Raw genomic sequence first — 17,613 nt, 5'->3', positions numbered from 1 at the left:
GGGGGTTATGTCATCAGACCTGGGCGCCGGGCACGACGAGCCCGGATTCGTAGGCGGCGATGACTGCCTGAGCGCGGTCTCGGGCGTCGAGTTTGTAGAGAATTCGCGAAACATGGGTCTTAACGGTCTGCACTGCGATGAACAGTGAGGCAGCGATCTCGGTGTTCGTCTGGCCGCGTGCCACCAGCACCAGGATTTCGCGTTCACGGTCGGTGAGATCAGGCAGCGCCTCCGCGTTCGATGTCTGCGGCCCCGCGGCGAAATGCTCGATGACGCGACGGGTGACGCTTGGGGCCAGCAGCCCATCACCCGAGGCCACCACCCGCACCGCCTCGGCGAGCTCATTGGGTGGGGCATCTTTGAGGAGGAAGCCGCTGGCACCGGCACGGATCGCATCGAAGACATAGTCGTCGATGTCGAACGTCGTGAGCATGATGATGCGCGGAACGTCATCGGCGATGCCGCTTGTCTCTGAGGTGGACACAGTCGATTTCGATATCTCTGCGTTCGCGGGCTGGCCGGCGATCCCAGTCTGGCCGGCGAACCCAGGTTTGCCAGCGTTCACCGACGCAGCAGTGTTCGCGGATTGACGGCTCCGGGCCGAGAGGATCTCGCGGGTGGCTTCGATGCCGTCGAGTTCGGGCATGCGCACGTCCATGAGGACGATGTCGGGCTTCAGCTCGGCGACAAGGCTGACGCATTCGACACCGTCTTGTGCCTGGCCCACCACCTCGATGTCGGGGTGTGCGTCCAACAACGCGGCGAAGCCTGCTCGAACCATTGCCTGATCATCGGCAATCACGATGCGAATCACGCGTTGCTCCTCTCGTCACCCTGCGATTGACCCGCTGTGTCGTCTGCCTCGGCGCTTGTGAGCGCGTCTGCCTCTGCGGCAGTGACGTCTTCTGCGCCTGTGTCTGTGCCTGTGTCGGCGTCCGGGTCCGCACCTATGTCCTGGTCGGCGCTGACGTCGCGATCGTCTGTCTCGTCAGCTTCGTCTGTCTCGTCAGCTTCGCGTGAACCGGGCTTATCTGAGCCTGACTTGCGCGCATCGGCCACGGACAGCGGCAGCACCGCCGCCACTTCGAAGCCTCCGCTTCCGGTCCAGCCGGTCCGAAGTTCGCCTCCGACCGAGGACGCGCGTTCCCTCATCCCGATAAGCCCCTGATGACGGTGAACTTCGTTCTTCGCGGCCTCAGAGGGGCCTTTTCCCGCGGTGTTGAAGACATTGATCCACAAAGCGGTGCCGCCGCTGTCGATCTTGATATGGATCTGCGATTCAGTGGCGTGACGGATGGCGTTGCTCAGCGCTTCCTGGACGATGCGATACCCGGCCAGCCCGGTGCTGTCGCGCAGGCTGCGATCTAGCGGTCCCCCGCTGCGTTCCATGGTGACCTTGACTCCAGCCTGCTGTGCCTTCTTCACCAGGCCCTCAACCCCGGAGAACTTGGGTTGAGGTGCCAGCTGCTGGTTCGATTCCTCATTGCGCAGCACCCCTAAAAGTCCTCGCATCTCGGTGAGGGCATTGCGAGCGGAGACGGAGATGTCCTCGAATTCCCTTTCCACATCCGAATCGATATTGGGGTGGCGAAATGGTGCGCTCGAGGCCTGAATGTTGATGATCGACATGCTGTGGGCGACGATGTCGTGGAGTTCGCGGGCAATTCGCGTCTTCTCCTCGACCACGACGCGCTTCGAATGCTCCTCGGCAGTGTTCTCCTGCTCCTGCAGCAGCTGCGAACGGATCAGGTGCCACTGCTGAACGATAATGGCAGCCACGTAGAAGCCGCCGGCGATGCAGGAGAAGATGACGATGTTGACGATCGATGATTCCGACCGACTCTCGGGGTACTGGAAATGTCCGATCACGGCTGCGGCCGCAGAGACGGCGATGCTGGCCAGCAGCGCGGCCAATGCGACGCCCCAGTGGGCGCGGAGTCCGACGATGAGGATGATGAGGATCTGAGTGATCATCATCGGCACCATCCACGGCCATGGATTGCCGGCAAGATACGGGCCGAGCAGCGGTAGGACACCACAGGCGATGGCTGAGACGATCACGCCGAAGAGTGGGCGCAGCATTGACAGCGGCATCGATCCTGCGTGGATGACGGTGATGATGAATGCCAGCGCGACGGGTGCTTCGTGGACTCCCACCGCGATCGAGGATTCGACTGCGAGCATCACGATGGCGGTGAAGATCACCGCTATCCAGGCCAGAGCCTCAGGGTTGAATCTGCGGTCGGCTGGCAGGAATCTGTCGAACAGCTTGCTGAGCAGCACGAATTCCGGTTCTCCTTCTGCGGCTCTGAACCGATCCGAGGGGTCGAATCGCCTGGCACACTTCGTCAGTGTGACATTAGCAAACACAGCTATGCGTCCCGTGAGAGTCCCAAACCTGCCCCTCTCCGGGCCGCACAGACCAGACAGCAGAAGCCAAGGACCGCCGAGGTGGTCCCTGGCCTCTGCCAAACGTTCAGACCGATCCAGTGAAATTCAGATCAGTGAAGCGAGGTTCAAACTACACAGTTGGGGGCTCAGATCAGTGAAGCGAGGATCAGAATGGTGGTGGGTCATTCGCGCTGTCATGTTCCCACTGCACGCGTGCGGCTTGCCAGGCTCTGCTCATTCGCATGTACTCACTCTTCGAAGACCAACCATCGGGCCCCTTCTTCGCTCTGGAGCGCGGATAGCCTCTGCGACGACCCCGAGGTAGTCGCTTCATGGTCACAGGATCCGACCCGGGCGGCAGGCAGAGCTGGAATACTGCATTGTCCCAATCCTGCATCCGATCGATCATCAGTTGTCGGCGCTTGGCCTTTGCGAGGTCATAGTTCTCCTGCAGACATTGCTGATGGTCTGCCCGTTCTCGTTCGCGCTGCTTTTCCTCGTCACGTTTTCGAATCGTCGTCTCGCCGGGCGTGAGCACAAGAATGTTCGGTGGCGGAGGAACCATTTCTGTTGGGAGCCGCCACCTTTTTGGACTGATCCCCGATAGTGCATAGAGCTCAAGTGCTTGAGCAGCATCGACAGGTTGGTCTGGAGCCGTAACACCGGCGGTCACACCATGGGAGAATTCGTATTCGACAAGGCCAGATTTCGGCATTCGCACCAAGTAGTTTCGCGCAGTCTTCACCGCATGATGCTTTTTGCACAGCGGATGCAGATTGGTGAATCGAGTGAGGCCGCCCCGGTCAGGGTGATCATGGTCGAAGGGAACGATGTGGTCGATCTCTGACTTCTCTGCTCTTCGACTGCACCCCGGTACTGTGCAGATCGCCCATTTTGCAATGAGCGTCTTCCGCACATCGTTGGGAATCCGGTAAGTCGTCGCTTTCGCGTCGACGGGAGTACCTGTAGCCGGATCCGTCAGGACTCTCGTCATCGTCTTCGAACGAGCGCCGATGCGCCGTGCAGTTTCTGCTGGCACCGGAGAACCGTCTGTCAGTGTGCCCGGAAGCTCCGATTCGCCGCTCAACGTCAGATACGGAACCGTAACCACCACGGCTGCTTGGTTCGCCAACCACCACTGGTCGGTGGGCATGCCGACCGTTATGTCATATTCCGTGACTTCGTCTTGCTGTGGTGTACCAGGAGCAAAGGCTGTTCCACCCTCAGGTGATGCCTCAGCGCCTTTCGCACACTTCGTCAGCCCGACCACACCCTGGTCGTCGAAGTCGAACAGCGGAGTCCCGTTGTCATCGAGAAGTGAGGATTCGGAGGTGGTCTGGATTCCCGTCACCGGGTCGATCCTTTTCACCTTGATACTGAGCTTCGGCTGAGGGCGGATGGCAATGTCGAACATGAGATTGCTGATGGTGCGCTCGTCGATGATTTCCACACCGGGCGCCAGATTGAACGTATTGGAATTCCCCGCATAAATTGCCCTCGCCATGGCCTGGATGCGCTGGAAGCTCGCATTCACCTCAGCGGCTGGACCTGTCAACGACAAGCATGCGGTTCCGTCTTTGAAAGTGTCGATATCAACTCGGCGCCGACGTGCAGCTGTTTCGGCCCGGTCTGTTGCAGGCTCGAGAAGCTGAATCTTCTTACGCAGAGCAGTTCGGAAATATTCGCTCGTCACGTCTGCCCGCCTGACGGAAAGATACTCGTCCAGTCGAGGCAGGAACCGCATGGCAACCGTTTGACACAAGTCGGCGGCGGCATCGACGTGCGCCTGCGTGAATTCTCCCTCACGAACACGGTCAGCGAATCGCGGGAGTCCGTGAATAACAGTCATCGCCGCAGCCAGGCGGCGATAGGTGCGCGGAGTAGATGTTCCGAAGATCGCGGAGATCTCAGCGATGTCCTCGGTGAACACCTGGTCGTGGACCCAACGCGAGAAATCGGTGTCCGGTTCAAAGCCAGGAAAGTCTGGAGGTTCAACAGTCTCGGGCTCGGGTTCGACCTTTGGCGAACGCACCTTCTTCGCGAACTCGGCGTCATAGGCCATGACCGCAGACGATGTATCGGAAACGACCACGAGGTCCGTGCAGCTTTGGTCGAAGTCACGATCACCCAACGGTGAAATATTCCAGGCAAGATCGCTCGCAGTCACCAGATATTCGGTTCCCTTACCCTTCTCTGTGCCTGAAGATTCTTTGCATCGATCAACTGAGCTGGCAATCGTGGCGACCGTGTAGGGGTCATCCCCTTCGGGAACGTCTGTGCCGTAGTGCTGGATGACCTGCTCGAGTATGACACCGGCACTGAGCTCGTAGACCTTCAGCTGCGCTTGGTCATACTCTGCAGATGCACTGCCGAGATTGGTGACACTGGATTCATAGCGAACGATATAACGGGGTGTTCCGTTTTCACCAGCATTCTCGCCGGCGTCATTGCCAGCGGAGTCGGCCTTTTTACCTTCTTCGCGGTGTTGCTCGTTGGTGGTTGAGGATGCGCTTTTCATCGTGTGTCACCTGCCTCGTACGTCATCGTCGGGAAGAGTGAGTAGAACACTGAATGTATTAAATGATATTTATATTCTATAGTATTCGAATCTTATTTGTATAGCCCTATTCTTAAGAAATCTTCCGATCCGGTAGAAGTGTCTTGCCATTCACAAGTTCTGTTCGTTGTTCAATACTCTCAAACGGCACTGACACGAGATCGCCAGCAAGTTTCTGCGGTCCCATCCCAGCTGAGCCGAAGCCACCCCACTGCCGCCTACATAGCGAGATAGCGCGGTCAGCAGATGAGATTTCGTTTAGGTTAAAGAGCGTGTGACGTGCGGTTTCGTCTGCGGCCACGCTGCAACCGCGCCGGGTCGCAGTCATCCACCGCCGCAACAGACACCCGCCACTACCGTGCCGCGCCATAGCAAGACGCCGGAAATCGAAATTGTGAAGATGAAGGAGACACCGCTCCCATGAGTGCTGAACTGATCTGCGTGATCGTCCTCGGACTGATGTTCGTCATCGGAACCTGGCGCGACATCAACATGGGCCTGCTGGGCTTCGTTGCTGCGGCAGGGGTCGGCGGACTCGTCCTCCACCAGGCCCCGGAGGAGTTCCTCGCCGGTTTCCCCGTCGACCTGTTCCTCACGCTCGTGGGCCTGACCTATCTGTTCGGCTTCGCCCAGAACAACGGCGTCATCGAGGTCATCGTCCATTGGTGCGTCAGGCTCGTCGGTGGCCGGACTTCGCTCATGCCGTGGATCTTCTTCGCCCTCACCGCGATTCTGATCGCACTGGGTGCGCTCTTCGCCGTGGCCATCATCGCCCCGCTGGCGTTGTCGTTCGCGCGCAAGCATCGGATCAATCAGTTCATGGTCGGCCTCCTCGTCGTCCACGGCGCATTGGCCGGTGCCTTCTCCCCCATCAGCGTCTATGGCATCTTCATCAACGACTACCTCGCCAAGAACGGCCTGACTCCGACCCCGTTGTCGTTGTTCTTGGCACCGCTGATCTTCAACCTGATCTTCGCACTCGTCGTCTACTTCGTCCTTCACCGTCGACCCGGATTGCGCGCCGAGGCGGACGATGCCCTGTCCGCCGAAACCAAGAGTCCCGATTCCGGGAGTCCCGAAATCCAGAGTCCCGGAACCGGGAACTCCGCGGTCAAAACCGACACCGTCCGCTTGACGCGAAGCCAGGTTCCGACCCTGATCGGACTGATCGCCATGGCTCTGTCCGTGCTGATCTTCAGCTGGGATGTCGGGATCGTGACGATCACGATCGCCATCGTGCTCACCTTCATCAACCCGGCAGCGGGCAAGGCCGCGATGACCAAGGTGTCCTGGTCGGTCGTCATCCTCATCACCGGGGTGCTCACCTACATTTCCGTCCTCCAAGCAGCAGGCACCGTCGAGTGGGTTTCCGCCGGGATCTCGGCGATCGGCATTCCCCTGCTGGCTGCCCTGTTGCTCTTCTACATGTCGGGTCTGATCTCAGCATTGGCGTCATCATTGGCGATCATCGGCGTCGTCATCGCCCTGGCCGTGCCGTTCCTCGAATCAGGCGATGTCCACGTGGGCGGCTTCGTCGCCGCATTGGCGATCGCTGCGACCATCGTCGACATCAGCCCGTTCTCGACCAACGGTGCAATGCTGCTCGCCAATGTGCACTCAACGATCCGCGACCGCTACTACAAGCAGATGATCGGATACGCCGGCCTCATGTGCCTCATCGGTCCCGGACTCGCATGGGTCGTCGCCGCAGTGCCGACGATGCTGACAACATGACACAGAGAATGTGAGACTGCTGCTGCATCCACGGTCGCACTCCCCTAGAGTCGCTGCAGACGGTCAGCACAGGAGCTGAGCCCACCGCGCAGAACGAGCTGCGCTCGAAGGAGAGCCGATGATCACCAACGACGCACAACAACGGATCCTCGCGGCAGTCGACGCCCAATTCGACGAACAACTGGCGGCGACCGCCGAGCTGGTGAACTCGCCGTCCAGACGTGAACATGAGGAACCCGCACAGAATCTCATCGAGTCCCGTTTGCACAGGCTCGGCCTCGACATCGACCGGTGGGCCATCGACTCCCCCGAGCTGACGTCGCATCCGGGCTACGGCCCCTCCACCGTCGACTACACGGGGATGACCAATGTCGTCGGCACGTACCAGCCCACTCGGGACGTCGGGAAGTCCCTGATCCTCAACGGCCACATCGATGTAGTACCGCAGGGACCAGAGGAGAAATGGTCTCGTTCTCCGTGGGACGCCGAGGTGGCCGATGGGTGGATGTATGGCCGCGGTGCCGGAGATATGAAGGCAGGTCTCGTCGCGAACCTGTTCGCCTTCGATGCCATCCGTGAAGCCGGCTTCAACCTCACTGGTCGCATCCACCTCCAGTCCGTCGTCGAGGAGGAATGCACCGGAAACGGATCCCTGGCCGCTCTGCTGCGCGGATACACCGCAGACGCGGTCATCATCTCCGAACCCGAGGAAGATGCCCTGGTCAGAGCCAATGTGGGGGTCCTCTGGTTCACGGTCCGGGTCACCGGCAACCCCACTCACCCACGAGAGATGGCCAATGGCTTCAACGCCATCGATGCCGCGTTCGATGTGATGCAGGCTCTGCGCGTGCTCGAACAGACCTGGAATGACTGCAAGGCCGATCATCCGTATTTCGAGGACCTCGACCACCCCATCAACTTCAACTTCGGGGAGATCCGCGGCGGCGACTGGCCCTCGAGCGTGCCTGCCTGGTGCGAACTCCAGGTCCGCGTGGCCACCTACCCCGGAACGAACGCCGATGATGCCTGGGCCGAGGTCGAAAAGTGCGTGTCCGATGCCGGAACGAGTTCACGCCCGACCTTTGAAACTGTTCTGACTCCCAACGGGTTCTACGCCGAAGGCTACGTCCTCGAGCCCCGCAGCGATGCCGAAGAGCTGCTTGAACGCACTCACCAGCAAGCCTTCGGCACAGTCCTCACCAGCTTCACCACTCCCGGCTATCTCGACGGTCGAGTCTTCATCAACTACGGCGATACGCCGACTCTGGTCTACGGCCCTGTCTCGGAGAACATCCACGGCTTCGACGAACGAGTGAGCATCGAATCAGTGCGCAGGTGCACGAAATCCATGGCGCTCTTCATCGCCGAATGGTGCGGCATCGACGAATAGTTCGGCACTTTGGATCTGCAACCCGCACAGGCAGGCTTCACATGCTCCCGTTGGCCTGGAAGTTCCCGTGCCAGGACAGAGCCTCGCCCAGCAGGTGCGGGGTATGACGTCCGTTCGGGTTCTCTGCGATTGCCCGATCCAGATAGTCGCCGAGGCGGTCGCGGTAGCTCGGGTGCGCACAGTTGGCGATGATCTTGCGTGCTCGCGCGACCGGGGACAGACCGCGCAGATCGGCCAGCCCCTGCTCGGTGACGAGGATCTGGGTGTCGTGTTCGGTGTGGTCGATATGGCTGGCGAAGGGCACGATGGAGGAGATCGCTCCGTCCTTGGCCATCGAGTTCGACACGAAGAAGTTGAGGTAGGCGTTGCGAGCGAAGTCGCCGGACCCGCCGATGCCGTTGATGATGGATGAGCCCATCACGTGGGTGGAATTCACGTTGCCGTAGATGTCGGCCTCGACCATCCCATTGATCGCAATGACGCCGAGGCGGCGGATAGCTTCCGGATGATTCGACATCTCCTGCGTGCGCAGGAGGATGCGTCCCTTGTAGGACTCGATGTTCTCGTTGAAGTCCGCTGCCCGCTCGGCCGAGAGCGAGAAGGCGGTGGCCGACACCGAAGCGAGCTTGCCGTTGTCGATGAGGTCGAGCATCCCGTCCTGGATGACCTCCGTATAGGCGGTCAGGCCCTCAAACTCGCTGTCAGCCAGGTTGCCCATGACGGCGTTGGCTACGTTGCCGACTCCGGACTGCAGCGGCAGCAGCTCGGGAGGCAGCCTGTCGGCTTGGATCTCATGGCGCAGGAAGTCGACGAGGTGGGAGGCAATGGCTTTCGAGTCCTCGTCGGCGGGTTTGAACGCCAGATTCCTGTCTGGTGCCGTGGTCTCGACGACGGCAACTACTTTGGAAGGATCGACCCGCAGGTAGGGGTCGCCGATGCGCTGCATGGGTTCCAGGAGCTGGATGGGCAGACGCTCGGGTGGCCGACGAGTGCCGTAGTAGACGTCGTGGAAGCCTTCGTAGGCACGTGGGTGCCAGGAGTTGACCTCGAGGATGACTTTGTCGGCGAGGTCCAGCCATGTCTTCGCGTTGCCGACCGAACTGCCGGGAACCAGCAGACCGTTGGGCAGGATGGCTGCGACTTCGACGACGGCGACATCGAGGTTGCCGTAGAAGCCGAACCAGGCCTGTTGGGCGGAATGACTGAGATGAGTATCAACGTACTCGGTGTCGCCGGAATTGATCGACTTCCGCATCGCCGGGTCGGACTGGAAGGGCAATCGTTTGCTCACAGCGTTCGCCTCGGCGAGGACTCCGTCGAGTTCCGGCGCAGTCGAGGCCCCGGTCCACAGTTCGATGCCGAAGTCACGACCCTGATCATGCTCGGTTCGGGCCTGCTCGGCGATGGCACCGGGCACAGCCTTCGGATATCCCGAACCGGTGAATCCGCTCATTGCAACACGGTCACCGTGACCGATATGAACAGCCGCTGCATCCGCGGTGACAACCTTAGAGCTCAGGTCAGGGCACGTAATTCTCGACATTCACATGAGTTTATCGGACGCCGATTCCGCCACGGGCTCCGCCTCACCCAAGACCTATGCCGCTCCTACCGCCCAGCTAGGAACTCCCCCGCCCCCAGCGCAATCTTCGTCTCAGCTTCCACTCCAACGGCGAGCATGTCCTCGTCGACGTCGAAGCGTTCGGTGTGGTGGCCCCACGAAGTATCCATACCGATTTGGACGTAGGTGGCCAGGCCGCCGCGTTCCTTGACACGTTTCATCATGGCCGTCGCGTCCTCGGATCCGCCGATACCGCTCGTATCGCTGATCGCCGAGACACCGTGCACTCCTAAGAAGCTGTCCCGGATGTTGGGCAGCAGCTCCGGGCTCGGCGATTCCTGATCCGCCTTCCCGACAACAGTCACCTCGTATTCGACGCCATACATCGTCGCAGCACCGGCGATGACGTCCTGCGCCCGATCAAACATGAACTCGTTGATCTCACTCGACTCGCCCCGAGTCTCTACGCGAAGTGTCGCAGTCCGCGGCACGACATTGCGGCCCTCACCAGCATGGAACGTTCCGACGTTGATCCGGCTGGCGCCCGCCGAGTGCCGGGGTATCGCGTGCAGATTCAGCGTTGCCGAGGCCGCCGCCAACAGCGCGTTCTTCCCCTTTTCCGGGTCACCGCCCGCATGTGAGCCGACCCCGGTGAATGTGACGTCGAACTTCGTGCTCGCCAGGTATCCGTCGGCTCCGGTCACGATCGCACCCTTCTCGCCGTTGGCCATCAAATGCGTCGCGACGAACAGGTCAAGGTCGTCGAACCAGCCGGCGGCCACGATCGAATGAGCGCCACGCACACCCTCCTCGGCGGGTTGGAAGATGATCTTCACCGTCCCGCCCAGCTCATCCTGAAGCTTCGTCAGTGTCGTGGCCAACCCCAGTCCGATGGCGGCGTGGCCGTCGTGCCCGCATCCGTGCATGGCGCCCTCGTTGACCGAGGTGAATCCCTCGAGAAAGGGGCGGTGGCTGTCATCGGCGAGTTCGACCAGGTCGTTCGAGTCGATGTCGAAGCGGAAGCACACGACCGGCCCGGGGCGTCCGGTTTCGAGCACGCCCAGAACACCGGTGAAACCGTCGCCCATCGCCTCGACAAGCTCCGGATCGGCTCCCTGCGACACTGCACGTTCGCGTTCGGCACCGAGTACGTCTGCCCCGGGCACACCCAAGCGAGCATCGGCGTCGTGGAGTTCGGGTCCGTAGACCGTGTCCCAGCCCAGATCACGCAGGACTGTGATGATCGCCGAGGTGGTCCGGAATTCCGTCCATCCCGGCTCGGCGAACTGGTGGAAGTCCCGTCGCCAAGCGACGAGCTGGTCCTGGAGCTGGAGTGCCACACTCACGTGCACACCTCGATTCGATCGGCAGAAAGATACCTTCGCATCCTATTGCTTCATGACAGTGATAGTCACAGGTATGACGGTGATAGCCACAGGCTGGGCTGTCGTCGACTGACAACCTCGTCAACTGTGGTAGAACGGAAGCATGCGCACTTCCCACTCATCCGGAAAGTCACCCGGCCTCCGACTCCTCACGCCGCTGGCCCTGCTCGGCGCTGCCACTCTGATCTCTGCGGTGCTCCAGCCGCAGTGGTCAACGGTTCTCATCATGCTCGCCCTCTTCGGCCTCGGCGCCGGCCGGAGTCTGTTCCGCGCCGAGAGGTGGCGGCCGGCCGACGACGTGACAACCGTACGGCTCGGACTCATCATGGTCTTCACCGCCCTCATCATCCGCGATGATGGCTTCTCGTGGACGGCGATCGTCGTCGGTGGGCTGGCGCTCATCCTCGACGCCTGCGACGGCTACGTGGCACGGCGAACCGGGGCCACCTCGGCGGGGGCCGACTTCGACGAATCCGTCGATGCTCTCGTTGTGCTCGTCCTCTCCGTCGCACTCGTCCCCATCTGGGGATGGTGGGTTGTTCTGCCAGGCACCTTCTACTATCTCTTCCGCGGGGCAGCTCTGCTGCGGCCCGCCTGGAGACAGCAGCAGCTGCCGCCGTCGGTCCTGCGCAAAACGATCGCGGCAAGCCAAGGAATCCTCCTCCTCATCGCTGGGTCACCAGTGGCTCTGGCAAATCCGAGTCTCGGCATCATGAGCGCAGTGATCGCCCTCGCTGCGCTCATCTTCTCCTTCGGCCGCGACATCCTGTGGCTCGAGCGGCATGCCGGACCCCAGATTCCGGGCGGTTCCAACAGATATGCAGATGACTTCGCCCGGCTCCAGCCTGCTTCGCAGAAGGCAGAAGCTGTTTCGGGGAATGCAGAAGACTCAGAACGCCTGCCTGTACGTAGACTTGGACCATGACTGCCTTGCACAGAAGCACGGACTCAACCGTCCTGGTCGGCGGGCCTCCGAGCAAGCTGCCCACCGTCCACGGGCTCTTCACGCTCCGCACCTACACTCACGATGGAACGGCCCACGCAGTGATGTCGATCGGCGACCCGGCTGCTGTGGATGCTCCCCTCGTGCGAGTCCACAGCGAATGTCTTACCGGCGATGCCCTCGGCTCGCATCGCTGTGACTGCGGTGACCAGCTCTCGGCTTCGCTCGCCGCCATTGCTCACGCCGGCACCGGTATTCTCATCTATCTGCGCGGGCATGAGGGCCGCGGGGTCGGACTTGAGAACAAGCTGCGCGCCTACGCCCTCCAGGACGCCGGTCTCGACACCGTCGCCGCGAACCGTGCTCTCGACCTGCCCGATGATGCACGCGACTACACAGCGGCGGCAGCGATCCTCAACGATCTCGACTGCCCGCGAATCACTCTGCTGTCCTCGAACCCGAGCAAGGTCACCGCCCTTGAGGGCATGGGCATCACGGTGGCCGACCGCCTCAGCCTCCAGGTGCCGGACGGCCGGAGAACGCAGGATACCTCGAGGCCAAACGCCGCCTTATGGACCATATCGCCCCTGCCGAGCACCCACACGTCGACACCACGGAGGCGAACACCGAGGGCACCGGGGACACCGGGGACACCGCGAGCACAGTCGGCACAATCAGCACAGTCGGCGAAGAGGACACGCTGGCCGTCTACGACACGATCGCCGGTGGCGACGAGGTCGTCGCACAGCTGGCCCAGAGCGAGGACGGCTTCATCGCGACGTCCAATGGTGACGCACAGTTCGTCTCCGGGCAGATCGACCGCGCCCATCTCCATCGGATCCGGGCGTCTGTCGGTGCCGTCCTCGTCGGCTGCGGCACGGTCGTGGCCGACGATCCCCAACTGACGGTGCGCGCCGTCCCCGGGAAGAATCCCGTCCGCGTCATCCTCGACCCCCACGGTCGGATCCCCGCCACAGCGACCGTCCTCACCTCGCCCGAGGCTCCCACGCTGTGGCTCACCGGCGCCGAGGTTGTCCCCCCAAAGGACATCGGCGACCACGTCCATATGGTTCGGCTGCCAGCGACGGCGGACAGTGAGATCTCTCCCGCCACCATCATCTCGCTCATTCGCGAGCATGTCTCGGGATCGATCCTGGTCGAGGGCGGCGGACGGACGGTGTCATCGTTCCTCTCAGCCGGCGTGCTCGACCGACTGTTCCTCACCTCGGCGCCCGTACTCATCGGCAATGGGGTCCCAGGCATCCGCTTCGAGGGCACTGAGGTCATGGCTGAAGCGCTGCGTCGCCCGTTCCGCCGCTACCGGTTCGGTGAGGACATGTGCACCGAATACCTGCTCAGCAAGTCGGCGAGCGGCGGGTCGACGGAGAATGCTGATCGCTCTCCTGGTGACGCCTCCACAGCCTGAGCATGAGGGTGATCGCGCCCGGCAACGTTGAGATAGCGGCCAGGAGACCGTAGCCCGCCGATGTGGTGACCGCCCATTCGACCGAGCTCGCGAGACTGCCGGCAAGGATGCTCACGCTGACCTCGCGCACTCCCCAGCCGCCGACGCCAAGCGGGATGCTCATCGCTGCCAAGCCGACGACGGCGAGCGCCGGGATGACGGGACCTCCGAGGGCGAGCATCGCGATGAGGTAGAGGGCGAGGAAGGATCCGATGGTCACCGCCGCCATCAGCCACACGAGCCCGATGGTTGCTGCTCTCATCCCCCGCATGCCCACAATTGAGAGAACCCCGGTGACCACGGCGACCGCTGCGGCGATCCAGGCGAAGGCCGGGGCCACGGGGATGAGAGCGAGCGTGGCCGTGATGAAGAGCAGCGTGGTTGCGCTCAGCCGTTCGGCACCGACGACGGTCAGCGGAGACAGCCACCGGCGTGGCCCGGTATTGCGGTAGGCGGCGACACGAGCCAGGTCTCCGCTCAGTCCACCGGGCAGGAGGGTGTTGAGCAGACCGGCCGAGTAGCAGTCGGCAAGGGCTCGGCGCCGAGTCACCTGTGTTCCGGTCTGCTTCAGCAGCAGAGAGAACCGCATGGCTTGGGCGGTCGTGGCGAGCAGACCAAGGACCAGCGCCGCGAGGACCGTCATCGGCGTGACTACCTGTCCGCCTTCGAGCAGAGCCTGGACCCCGACGATGCGCACGGTGAGGACGAGCAAGCCGATGGTGATGAGCAGCATGAGCGCCCGTCGCACCCACAGCCTCCTCATCGCTTCGGTTCGCCTCTCCTCGTGCCGAGCTGAGCTGTCCTCGTGTCGTGTTGGACCGTGGCGTCGATGAGCACATCGGTGTGGTCGACGACGACGGTGAGCCCAGACTGGGCCCACCGGTCTTCCAGCCATGCCCGGCCCCTCGCCTGCAGACGGGGTTCCTCCTCGATGGCGGCATCGACGCGTTCGGTGAGGAATCGGGTGAGGAACTCCGAGTCCCGTGGTGCTTCGAGGTGCCAGGGGCTGGCGGATGTCTCCACTTGTGCACCTGTGTTGCGCGCCGTCGTCTCCAGCACCGTCGCTGCGTGGGTGCCCAGGCGTGATTCGCGGAGCTGGTGGTGGGCGAATGCCTCGTCGAGGACACCGTCATCTGGATGTGAGGGGGTCAGACGCCACTGCCCGGAGATGCTGAGCAGGAACAGCCCGACCCCGGAGAAGCGATGCAGCGTCTCGACGATGGTCGCCAAGTCCTCGCGTGTGAGCACGTCGAGCAGGGCACTGCCGGTGATGAGGAGATCACACGAATCTGGCGACGCGGCGGCTGCTGTTCGTCGCTCGCCCCTTGGCTTGGCTGTGCCCACCTCCGTCAGGCTGGCTGTGCCCACCTCCGTGGCCACCTCACCCAGCACTTTGGCAGCGATGGCCGGCAGGGAGGAGATCGGGGCCGCGACCGTGCGCACCGTTGTACCAAATCTGTCGGCCGCGATCTCGAGTGCGGACTCATCGGCATCGACGAGCACCCAGTGCAGAGGACGCTCCGGCAGTCGTTGAGCGAGGCAGCGGTCGAAGAAGCGCATGGAGTTGCCGGTTCCGGCGCCGAGGTCGATGACGACCAGCGGTCGTTCTGTGCCTACTTGTCGTTCTGTGCCGACTTGTCGTTCCGTGTCGAGGCTCAGCGCGCGGGCCGCCTTGTCCAGGAGCGGAAGTGCATACTGTCGTGCAGCATCATCGAAGGGCACCCGCAGATCCAGCCAGTCCGGTTCTGCGGCGTTCATGAGACGCTCTCCAAGACGGAGAGCATGGTGCGCGCCGTCTCGTCCCACCCGTGCACAGAGGATTCCCTAGCTTCGAGCGCCGTGGCTGCGAGTTCGGTTCGGTAGGTCGCGTGTCTCATCCACCGTTCCAGGGCATCTGCCCATGTGGGGACGTCCAGTTCCAGTGCGTGCCCGGCAACCAGGGCTTCCTGTGCCCCGGTGCCCGCGCTCACGAGCGAAGGAATAGCTGCGGCGGCGGCCTCGCGCACGACCATCCCGAAGGTCTCGGCCTTCGAAGGCAGGAGAAGCAGGTCCGCGTGCCGGTAGAGCTCATCGACGGCGGCACCGTCGAGTTCGCCCACACAATCCACCGAACTCAGTCCACCCAGTGCATCACACACGTCCGCGGCATAGTCGGTGTCGGTGATGGGCCCGGCGAGGGTGCAACGCCAATCGGTGATGCCGCGTCGTCTCAGTTCCTGGAAGACGTGTGCGAGGAACAGCTGGTTCTTGTTGTCCTCCATCGCTGCGAGGCAGATGAGGTGGGCTGGCGAACCGGGCTGCGTCACGGGACGTGGATGCGTTCCGGGCAGGGCCACCTCGGCGGTGATGCCGTACTTCCGGGCCACCTCGGCGGCGGCGAATGCACTCGTCGTCACCACAGCGGATGCGGACCGCAGACAGTCGGCTTCACGACGGGCAGCGGCAGGTGTCTGTGCCAGCGAATGCTGGAGCATCACGATCGGACCCTGCAGGGGTGTGGGGAGGCTGCATCCGATGAGCCCGTCGATGAGGACCGGGCGGTCGCGCCCAGCCGCAGCATCGCCGGCTTCCTGACATCGTGCAACCAGCTGGCGCAACCTGGCCACGTCCTCGTCCGAGGGCTCGGGCCAGGTCCCAGGCCCGGTGATGCGCTCGATCCGCCCCTCGGCCGCGGCGGCGAGTTCGGAGTTGAAGCGCAGTCCCCCGCTGGTGCGGCCGAGGTCCGGTTCGATGAGGGTGTAGGTCACGGCCGATTCGCAACGGTATAGGACACCGCAGCGCGCGGGTTCTCGCGCAGGTGGACCGTGATCCCGATCTCGGGACGGTCTGCGAGAGAAGTGGAGAGGTCGGTGCCGATGTATTCGGCGATCGCCTCGCTCGTCGACAGACGGCCCGCGAAATCGGGATGCTCATCGAGGTTCGTGTACCGCAGCGGTGTCAGGGCCTCGTCGAGCAGCGCCAGAGCCTCACCGATGTCAAGGACGACACGATGTTCGTCGAGTTCCTCCCGGGTGAACGTCACCTCGACGGCGAGGGTGGCACCGTGGAGAGCCTGCGCGGGCCCGAAGAATTCGTGCGGCAGACTGTGGGCGATCATGACGTGGTCGTTGACGCTGAGGCTGAACATTCAGGATCCTTCTTCGTAGTCGAGCACATGGCACAGGGTGGCTGTCGCGAGCGCAGTGTCGCTGCTGAGTTCGTCCATCAGCCATGGCAGGTCCTGCCACCCCGAAGTTCCGGTGATGAGGGCGTCGAAGCGGTCGTCGTGGAGTGCGCTCAGTGCGGCACCCAGTCTCTCGCTGCGGGTCCTCCGCGCGCGGTGTCCGGCCGGGACCTGGCCCACTTGGCTGGCGACGATCGAGAGGCGTCGGGCGTGGAAATCGGCACCGAGTGCCACCTGGGGCTCCGTGTCCCCGTACCACGAGGCTTCGACGACGGTCCCGTCATCGCCGGCGATCTCGAGGGCACGGGCCAGCCCGGCTTCGCTCCCGGAGGTATGGATGACGATATCGCAGTCATCACCGGCGTCCTCGGGAGCGAGCGCAGTCAGGCCCAGGCTGGTCAGGAGGGCACGTCGGTCAGGGTTGGTCTCGATGATTTCGAGGCGCTCGAGCGGAAGATGCGAGGCCAACAGAGCGGTGGCGGCACCGATCATGCCCCCACCGATGATCGCCACTCGGTCCCCGTAGTGCGGGGGTGACTGCCACAGGATGTTGAGCCCGGTTTCAGCGGCTCCGGCCAGCAGCGCCCGATGGTCGGAGATGCCCTCGGGTATCGGATGGACATCGTCCGGAACCACCAGGTGATGGCTGTGGTGGGGCAGCAGTCCGAAGACGCGCGTTCCGATCCATGCGGCCGGGCCTTCATCGACGATGCCGACGGCGAGATACCCGTAGGAGACGGGATGGGGGAAATCACCCAGTTGATGCGGGGCGGCCATGAGCTCCGCGACTCGTGGTGGCACTCGGCCGGTATGGACGAGGGTTTCAGTCCCCTTCGACACCGCCGAGGCGGTCGTGCGCACCCGCATCATCTGCTCCCCACCGGTACCCGCGTCGGTACCTGCATGAGGAGTCATCACCTCCCTCCAACATCCCAGTCGGTGGGCATCGGTCCAGTACTGCCAAGCCATACGAGCATCCTAACAGCGCAGGTGAGCTCGGGTAGGAAGCTCGGGTAGGGGCGTT

General features: G+C 62.7%; 14 protein-coding genes and 1 pseudogene. 5 read left to right on the top strand and 10 right to left on the bottom strand.

All coding sequences use genetic code 11. The features are described from left to right. Positions 1–13: 13 nt before the first annotated feature. The 3 genes from PGC08_RS07610 to PGC08_RS07600 all read right to left on the bottom strand — a co-directional run bounded on the left by PGC08_RS07610 (position 14) and on the right by PGC08_RS07600 (position 4,909). Entirely contained in the window at positions 14–814 is an 801-nt protein-coding gene (locus PGC08_RS07610) for a response regulator transcription factor (RefSeq protein ID WP_271709888.1), read from the bottom strand. Then, positions 811–2,283 (bottom strand): sensor histidine kinase, encoded by a 1,473-nt coding sequence (locus PGC08_RS07605; protein ID WP_271709887.1) that lies wholly within the window; start codon positions 2,281–2,283, stop codon positions 811–813. Before PGC08_RS07605 ends, PGC08_RS07610 begins: the two co-directional genes overlap by 4 nt. A gap of 274 nt (positions 2,284–2,557) precedes the next feature. Beyond that, complete coding sequence (locus PGC08_RS07600; protein WP_271709886.1) at positions 2,558–4,909, bottom strand: HNH endonuclease signature motif containing protein; 2,352 nt, start codon at positions 4,907–4,909, stop codon at positions 2,558–2,560. A 459-nt stretch (positions 4,910–5,368) separates the two neighbouring features. Between PGC08_RS07600 and PGC08_RS07595 the strand changes: the two genes are divergently transcribed. Continuing rightward, entirely contained in the window at positions 5,369–6,682 is a 1,314-nt protein-coding gene (locus tag PGC08_RS07595; RefSeq protein ID WP_096146763.1) for an SLC13 family permease, read from the top strand. Positions 6,683–6,800: 118 nt separating this feature from the next. Then, positions 6,801–8,072 carry an ArgE/DapE family deacylase gene (locus tag PGC08_RS07590; protein WP_271709885.1) on the top strand — a complete coding sequence of 424 codons (1,272 nt, stop codon included), beginning with the start codon at positions 6,801–6,803 and terminating at the stop codon, positions 8,070–8,072. Between the two features lie 37 nt (positions 8,073–8,109). On the opposite strand, the gene PGC08_RS07585 is transcribed toward PGC08_RS07590, so the two are convergent. Beyond that, positions 8,110–9,615 carry an acetyl-CoA hydrolase/transferase family protein gene (locus PGC08_RS07585; protein ID WP_096146765.1) on the bottom strand — a complete coding sequence of 502 codons (1,506 nt, stop codon included), beginning with the start codon at positions 9,613–9,615 and terminating at the stop codon, positions 8,110–8,112. A gap of 65 nt (positions 9,616–9,680) precedes the next feature. Then, complete coding sequence (locus PGC08_RS07580) at positions 9,681–10,979, bottom strand: amidohydrolase (RefSeq protein WP_271709884.1); 1,299 nt, start codon at positions 10,977–10,979, stop codon at positions 9,681–9,683. A 142-nt stretch (positions 10,980–11,121) separates the two neighbouring features. Between PGC08_RS07580 and PGC08_RS07575 the strand changes: the two genes are divergently transcribed. The 3 genes and pseudogenes from PGC08_RS07575 to PGC08_RS07565 all read left to right on the top strand — a co-directional run bounded on the left by PGC08_RS07575 (position 11,122) and on the right by PGC08_RS07565 (position 13,387). Further along, positions 11,122–11,943 carry a CDP-alcohol phosphatidyltransferase family protein gene (locus PGC08_RS07575; protein WP_092102471.1) on the top strand — a complete coding sequence of 274 codons (822 nt, stop codon included), beginning with the start codon at positions 11,122–11,124 and terminating at the stop codon, positions 11,941–11,943. Then, positions 11,940–12,431, top strand: a pseudogene (locus PGC08_RS07570) (GTP cyclohydrolase II); the annotation flags it as partial. The gene PGC08_RS07575 and the pseudogene PGC08_RS07570, both read left to right, overlap by 4 nt. Before the next feature lie 101 nt (positions 12,432–12,532). Further along, positions 12,533–13,387 (top strand): RibD family protein, encoded by an 855-nt coding sequence (locus PGC08_RS07565; RefSeq protein WP_271709883.1) that lies wholly within the window; start codon positions 12,533–12,535, stop codon positions 13,385–13,387. Here the strand turns inward: PGC08_RS07565 and PGC08_RS07560 are convergent. Genes PGC08_RS07560 through PGC08_RS07540 form a run of 5 tightly spaced genes read right to left on the bottom strand, consistent with a single transcriptional unit; the run spans position 13,317 to position 17,558 of the window. Further along, positions 13,317–14,189 (bottom strand): lysylphosphatidylglycerol synthase domain-containing protein, encoded by an 873-nt coding sequence (locus PGC08_RS07560; protein WP_157691299.1) that lies wholly within the window; start codon positions 14,187–14,189, stop codon positions 13,317–13,319. The two genes, PGC08_RS07565 and PGC08_RS07560, sit on opposite strands and share 71 nt — an antisense overlap. Beyond that, positions 14,186–15,184, bottom strand: a complete 999-nt coding sequence (locus PGC08_RS07555) for a class I SAM-dependent methyltransferase (protein ID WP_271709882.1) — start codon at positions 15,182–15,184, stop codon at positions 14,186–14,188. Before PGC08_RS07555 ends, PGC08_RS07560 begins: the two co-directional genes overlap by 4 nt. Next, entirely contained in the window at positions 15,181–16,173 is a 993-nt protein-coding gene (locus PGC08_RS07550; protein ID WP_271709881.1) for a glycosyltransferase family 4 protein, read from the bottom strand. Before PGC08_RS07550 ends, PGC08_RS07555 begins: the two co-directional genes overlap by 4 nt. After that, positions 16,170–16,553 carry a 6-pyruvoyl trahydropterin synthase family protein gene (locus PGC08_RS07545; RefSeq protein ID WP_092102483.1) on the bottom strand — a complete coding sequence of 128 codons (384 nt, stop codon included), beginning with the start codon at positions 16,551–16,553 and terminating at the stop codon, positions 16,170–16,172. The genes PGC08_RS07550 and PGC08_RS07545 overlap by 4 nt, the downstream gene beginning before the upstream one ends. Further along, a complete protein-coding gene (locus PGC08_RS07540) occupies positions 16,554–17,558 on the bottom strand; it encodes a zinc-dependent alcohol dehydrogenase (RefSeq protein WP_271709880.1) in 1,005 nt (334 codons plus the stop codon). Positions 17,559–17,613: the final 55 nt, after the last annotated feature.

Origin of the sequence: Brevibacterium sp. BDJS002 (assembly GCF_028201555.1) — a bacterium.
Taxonomy (GTDB): Bacteria; Actinomycetota; Actinomycetes; order Actinomycetales; family Brevibacteriaceae; genus Brevibacterium; species Brevibacterium aurantiacum.
Note: the sequence above shows the minus strand (reverse complement) of the source record. Positions and strands in the feature narration are given on the sequence as shown.